Origin of the sequence: Actinosynnema sp. NPDC059797, assembly GCF_042732085.1 — a bacterium.
In the GTDB taxonomy this organism is placed as follows: Bacteria; Actinomycetota; Actinomycetes; order Mycobacteriales; family Pseudonocardiaceae; genus Actinosynnema.
The window spans coordinates 1-6,009 of sequence record NZ_JBHWIE010000403.1; the positions used below are offsets into that span (position 1 = coordinate 1).

4 protein-coding genes and 1 pseudogene are annotated in these 6,009 nt (G+C 76.7%); 3 read left to right on the plus strand and 2 right to left on the minus strand.

Annotation, left to right across the window (positions count from 1 at the left end):
• Positions 1 to 329 (minus strand): annotated as a pseudogene (locus tag ACFV4N_RS38335) (hypothetical protein); the annotation flags it as partial.
• An 84-nt stretch (positions 330 to 413) separates the two neighbouring features.
• Complete coding sequence (locus ACFV4N_RS38340; protein ID WP_499677585.1) at positions 414 to 4,322, minus strand: ATP-binding protein; 3,909 nt, start codon at positions 4,320 to 4,322, stop codon at positions 414 to 416.
• Between the two features lie 309 nt (positions 4,323 to 4,631).
• Between ACFV4N_RS38340 and ACFV4N_RS38345 the strand changes: the two genes are divergently transcribed.
• From ACFV4N_RS38345 to ACFV4N_RS38355, 3 genes are all read left to right on the plus strand, one after another.
• Complete coding sequence (locus tag ACFV4N_RS38345) at positions 4,632 to 5,006, plus strand: hypothetical protein (RefSeq protein WP_499677586.1); 375 nt, start codon at positions 4,632 to 4,634, stop codon at positions 5,004 to 5,006.
• A 44-nt stretch (positions 5,007 to 5,050) separates the two neighbouring features.
• Positions 5,051 to 5,263, plus strand: coding sequence for a hypothetical protein (locus tag ACFV4N_RS38350; protein WP_499677587.1), 213 nt, complete (start codon positions 5,051 to 5,053; stop codon positions 5,261 to 5,263).
• A gap of 117 nt (positions 5,264 to 5,380) precedes the next feature.
• A partial coding sequence (locus ACFV4N_RS38355) for an extracellular solute-binding protein (protein WP_499677588.1) occupies positions 5,381 to 6,009 on the plus strand: 629 nt, incomplete at its 3' end.

A 6,009-nucleotide genomic window follows, 5' to 3' on the forward strand; every position in this document is an offset into this window, starting at 1 on the left:
CCGCGCCCCACCTCGCCCGCCCCCCCCCCGCCCCCCGCCCGGCCCCGGACCCCCACCCCCCGCCGCGCCTGGACCTCGACCCGCCGGGCGCCGCCCGCGACCGCCAGCCGCACCAGCCCGGGACCGTCCAGCAGCCCGACGGCCAGGACCCGACCGTCCCGGCTCCAGGTCCGGACCGCCGCCGCGGTGGCCTCCGCCCCGAACCGCCGGAACCAGCCGAGGTCACCGGGGTGCAGCTGCGCCGGCGCACCCTCGTGCTGCCACTCCCGCAGCACGTCCACGACCTCGTCCAGCCCGTCGGTCCCCGGACCGCCCATCGTGATCGCCACGTCCCGATCACACACCACCGCGCCGGACGCCCGCACCCGGATTTCGACGCTCGCGACCCCGCGCACGGGCGGCAGCGCCGGACCTCACGGGCACGTCAGCGTGGGCCGGTTCGCGTGGACGTGCTCGGCGACCGCCGTGCGCGAGGGTGACCTCAGCTTGTCCAGCACCCTCGACACGTGCGACTGCACGGTCCGCCGGGGCAGGGCCAGCTCGCCCGCGATGTCCGGGTTCGACAGGCCTTCCGCGACCAGGCGCGCGATGCGCACCTCCAGCGGGGACAGCGCCTGCCAGCCCGACCGCGGCCGGCCGACCGCGTGCTGCGCGTCGCCGCGGACGCCGCACTCCCGCATCAGCCGCTCCGCGCGCCGCACGTCCCAGCGCGCCGACAGGCCGCCGAACAGCTCCAGGGCCTCGCCGAACGCCGCGGTCACCTCGTCCGGCGAACCCGCGCCGCGGGCCAGCAGGACACCGGCGTCCACCAGCGCCGACGCCAGCTCCAGCGGCCGGCCCACCGCGCGGTAGTGCGCGGCCGCGGTCAGCACGGCCCTCGGGTCGCCGCGCACCAGGCCCCGGCAGTGCGCGGCGGCGGCGTGCGCGCGGGCCGGCCGCACCTCCTTGGCCGCCTCCTCCTCGCACACCTCCAGCGCCGTGCGCACCACCTCTCGGTCGCCGGAGTCCAGCGCCAGGCGCGCGGCGTGGGGCAGCCACTGGTGGCGCAGCATCATCCGGGCGAAATCCGGCCGCAGCACCGGCGCGAGCAGCCGCAGCGCCTCGTCGGGCGCGCCCCGCTGCTCGGCCGCCAGCGCCGCCGCCACCAGGTAGAAGTCGCAGCTCTCCCGCTCGGCGCTGGTGGCGGGCGCGTGGGACTCGGCCGCGCGCAGGTGGGCCGCGGCGGCGGCGCGGTCGTCGCGGCGGCCCGCGATCAGCGCGGCCACGCCGTGCAGGAGCAGGGCGGCCGGTCCCGGTTCGCGCATCCCGAAGAACGTGATGGCGGGCCCGTCCTCGGTCACCGTGTCCAGCTCCACCAGGGCCTCGTCCCAGCGGCCGGTCCAGTAGTGGTGCACCGCGGTGGACACCTGGAGCCCGGTGGGCAGGTCGTGGCGGGCCGCCACCCGCCGCGCCGAGTCCAGCGCCTGCTCGGCCTCGGCCAGGCGGTCGAGGTTCTGGAGGGTGAACACCTTGTTGTCCAGCAGGTCGAAGCGCAGCTCGGCCAGGTCGGTGCGGTCGCCGACGACGGCCAGCGCGTCGTCGACGTGCCGCAGCGCCCGCTCGTGGTCGCGGCGGATCGAGTCGATCAGCCACAGCGTCTGCGAGGCGTGCGCGATGGGGTACGGCTCGCCCTCGGCCACCGACTCGGCGCGCACCTGGCGCGCGGTCCGCTCGGCCTCGTCGAGGTCGGCCAGGTCGCCGCGGCGGAAGTTCGCCAGCAGCGACAGGTGCCGGGTCCGCCAGATCTCCGGCAGGTCGGGCGCCTCCAGGCCCCGGCGCAGCATCGCGATCGCGGACGCGGTGTCGCCGCGCCGGTGCCGCATGGCCGCCAGCAGGTGCCGCATCTCGGCGCGGTCGTCCGGGTCGGCGGACAGCTCCACCGCCTGCTCGGCCTCGCGCTCCGGGTTGCGCTCCAACCGGAACAGCACCTTGACCAGGGCGGTGAGCAGGCTCGCCCGCTGCACCCGCGTGGGCAGCGGGCTGTCGACGGCCTGTCGCAGCAGGTCGACGGCGATCAGCGGCGCGCGGTTGGACACGGTGGCGTGGTGGCGCGCCAGCCAGCCGACCACCCACTCGTCGGGCGGCACCGGCTCGGCCGTCAGGTGCTCGGCCACCCGCTCGACCGGCGCGCCGATGCCCGCCAGCGCCTCGGCGGCGTGCCGGTGCAGCGCGGCCCGCACCGGCCGGGAGATGCCCTCGTACAGCGCCTGTCGCAGGTAGGGGTGGCGGAACGCCAGCTCGTCACCGGCCTCGACCAGCACGGTGGCGCTCACCGCCTCGTCCAGCACGCCCACCAGGTCCAGCGCCGACCGCCCGGTGACCGCGCACAGCGCGTCGACGCCGAACGCCACGCCCAGCAGCGCGGCCGACCGCAGCACGTCCCGGGTGGCCGGCGACACCGAGTCCAGCGTGCGGTCCACCGCGCCCAGCAGCGACGACGGCACCTGGTCGATGGCGGCCCGGTCGACCTCGGCGACGCCGTCCACCACGCGCACGGCCCGGTTGCGCACCAGGGCGTGCGCGACCTCGCGGGTGTAGAGCGGGTTGCCGGCGGTGCGGCGGGCCACCTCGCGCAGCACGTCGTCGGGCCGGGCGCCGACCACCTCCCCGATCAGCTCCTCGGTCTCCCGCGCCGCCAGCGGCTCCAGCAGGACCACGTGCCCGCGCCGGGACTCGACGCCGCGCCGCAGCTGGGCCAGCTCCCGCCGGCCCGGGTCGGGACGGGTCGCGGCCACCAGCAGCAGCGGCAACTGGCGGGTGGCGGCGGCCAGCCGGTGCCACATCAGCACGCTGGCCTCGTCCGCCCAGTGCAGGTCGTCGATCACCAGCAGCAGGGGACCGCTCGCGCAGACCCGGTCCACCAGGGCCAGCAGCCGGTCGACCGCGACCGGCACCGGGTCGGAGGGGCCCCAGCCGCCGTGCGCGGGCTCGCTGCGCAGCCGCACGGCCGGTTCGGCGCGGTGCCGGTCCGGCGAGGTCGGGCTGACGTCCAGGCAGTCCATGATCACCTGGAGCGGGAACCGCCTGCCGGGCTCGTCGGCGACGGCCCAGCCCACCTGGCAGCCGCGCCGCGCCGCGTCCGCCAGCGCGACGGTCAGCAGCTCGGACTTGCCGATCCCGGCCTCGCCCTCGACCCACACCGGGGCGCCCCGCCCGGCCAGCACCTCGGTGACCAGGTCGCGCAACAACGCGGTCTCCTCGACGCGGCCGACGAACGCCTCCGGCCCGACGCCGTCGCGCAGCACCCGGGCCACGTGCGGCGGCACCGAGAACAGGCGGCGGGGCGCGTCCGCGCCACCGGCCGGCGCGTGGTGGGCCGGCACGGACCCGTTGGCCGGGTCGGGCCCTCCGACCGGCACGGACCCGCCTGCCGACCGGGGCTCACGGGTCGGTTCCGACCCGCCGGCCGGCCAGGACCCCCGGGTCGGTCGGGACTCGTGAGCACGCCCGGGCCCGCCGGCCGACCGGGGCTCGCGGCCCGGGTCGGCTCCCGCACCCGCAGCGGTCGAGCGCGGTGGCCCGGACGCGCGGTGCGGCGGCTCCGACGTGCCGGTGACGATCCGCTGGTGCAGCTCCCGCAGCACGGGACCGGGCTCGACGCCCTGCTCGTCCACCAGCGCCCGGCGCGCGTCCCGGAATGCCTCCAACGCCTCGGCGTGCCGCCCGGAGCGGTCCAGCGCCAGCATCAGCACCTCCCACAGCGACTCGTGCCACGGGTGCTCGCCCACCAGCCCGGTCAGCTCGGCCACCACCTCCCGGTGCGCGCCCAGCTCCAGCGCCGCGCGGGCCCGCATCTCCAGGGCGCTGAGCCGCAGCTCGTCCAGCCGACGCCGCTCCACCTCGGCGAACGGTCCCGGCACCCCGGAGTACGCCTCGCCCAGCCACAGGCCGAGCGCCTCGTCCAGCGCGACCCGGGCGGCGCGGTGGTCGCCGGAGTCCGCCAGCAGCCGGGCCCGGGACCTGCACCGGTCGAACACCTCGGCGTCCACCGCGCCGTCGGCCAGGCGCAGCGAGTACCCGGAGGTCTGCGACACCAGCGCGTCCCGCACCGGCCCCAGCGCCCGCCGCAGCCCCGACACGTAGGTGTGCAGGCTGCCGACCGCGCTGGCCGGCGGCGCGTCGCCCCACAGCCCGTCGACCAGCTCGTGCCGGGAGACGACCCGGTTGGCGCGGGCCGCGAGCAGGGCGAGCACCGCCCGCTGCCGGGCCGGGCCCAACGGCAGCTCGTCCTCGCCGAGCCAGGCGCGCACCGGCCCCAGCACGCTCACCCGCAGCTCGCTCACCCGCGGCCCGCCACCAGAAGTGGTCGACATCCCGATCCCCGATCCACCGTGATCCGTTCGTCAGCCCCTTGCACGAGGCTCGTCCCGAGTTGGTTCAAATTTCAAGGGTTTGTTCACCCGCCCGGCGGACGCGGCAGGCCGTCGACCATGTCGTTCGAGGGCAGAAGACGGGGTAAGGACGGGCAGAACCGGCCGCCCGGCCTTCTCCCACCCCGCGAGGCGTGGTGGGGTCGGAGCACATCCCCGGTACTGGGGCGGAACCTGGGGGTCGGGGCCCACGTGGTGACCGGTTCCCGCGCGGAGGGTGCGATGGACGTGCGGTCCGATGGCGAGACGGGTGGCCTGGGGCGCGCCTCCCCTCCGGAGCGCTTCGCGGGCGACCTGTTCCTCCAGCTCGCGCGGCGCGGCTGGCTGGTGCTGGAGCCCACCCAGGCCCAAGGGGTGATCAGCGAGCTGGAGCGCACCCTGGACGAGGTGCGGTCCCGGCTGCGCAAGCTGGAGCTGTCGCGCAAGCTGCGCGACGCGTCGGGTGACGACGTCGCCCCCGACGTGGACCGGCTCGTGGTCGACGCGGTGTTCGCCGGGCAGCTCAACTCCGACAGCTGGGAACGGGCCCTCGTCGAGCTGCCCAAGTACATCGAGGCCCTGCGGATCGCGGGCCGCAACTCCGGGAGACGGCGGTGACACCACCGGAGCCCGTGGCGCCCGAACCTCCCTTGCCGGAGCCGGTGGCGCCACGGGACCGGGTCACCGGGCCCGCCGTGCCCGACCCCGACCTCGCCCGGCTGGACCTGGGGCGGGTCGACCTGGGGGTCGAGCTGGAGGGCGCGTGCGAGGAGCTGCACGACCACCTGGCGCGCGGCGACCGCGAGATGGCCCACCTGCTGGGGGCCTGGATCGACGCGCTGCTGGACGAGTGGAACCGCCGCCGCCGCTGCTGATGCCCTTTCGGGCAATCCTGGCGGTAAGAAGGGGAGCCACCGGCCGTTCGCCCCCGTCACCGCGTCACCCGCCGAACACGATGGGTGACCTGATCGCGACGGTGAGAGGGGTGCGGGATGGGACGGGCGCGAACGGGTCGGCCGCGGGGGTGGCTGGCGGTGGTGCTGGCCCTCGTGGCGACCGCGTGCGGTGGCGGCGGTGACGACGGTGCGGGCGGGCAGCTGCGGCTCACCGTGGCGACCTTCGGCGAGTTCGGCTACGAGCCGCTGTTCGAGGAGTACGAGCGGCTGCACCCGGGGGTCGACGTGGTCGGCCGCGTGACCGACTTCGAGTCGCACCACAAGGGGCTGATCACCGCCCTGGCGGCCGGTCGCGGCGCGGCCGACGTGGTCGCGGTGGAGGAGCAGTACGCCCCGCGCGTCCGCCAGTCCAAGGACAAGGTCGTCGACCTCGCCCGGTTCGGCGCGCTCGACCTGCGCGACCGCTGGGCGCCGTGGAAGTGGGAGCAGGGCGTCGACGGGGACTTCGTCATCGGCCTCGGCACCGACATGGGCGGCCTCGCCATGTGCTACCGGCGCGACCTGTTCGAACGCGCCCAGCTCCCCACCGACCGCGACGCCGTGGCCGCGCTGTGGCCGACCTGGGAGCGGTACGCGGAGGTCGCCGACCGGTTCACCGGGAAGGTGCCCGACGCCAAGTTCGCCGACTCCGCGGGCACGATCTACACCGCCGTGCTGAACCAGGC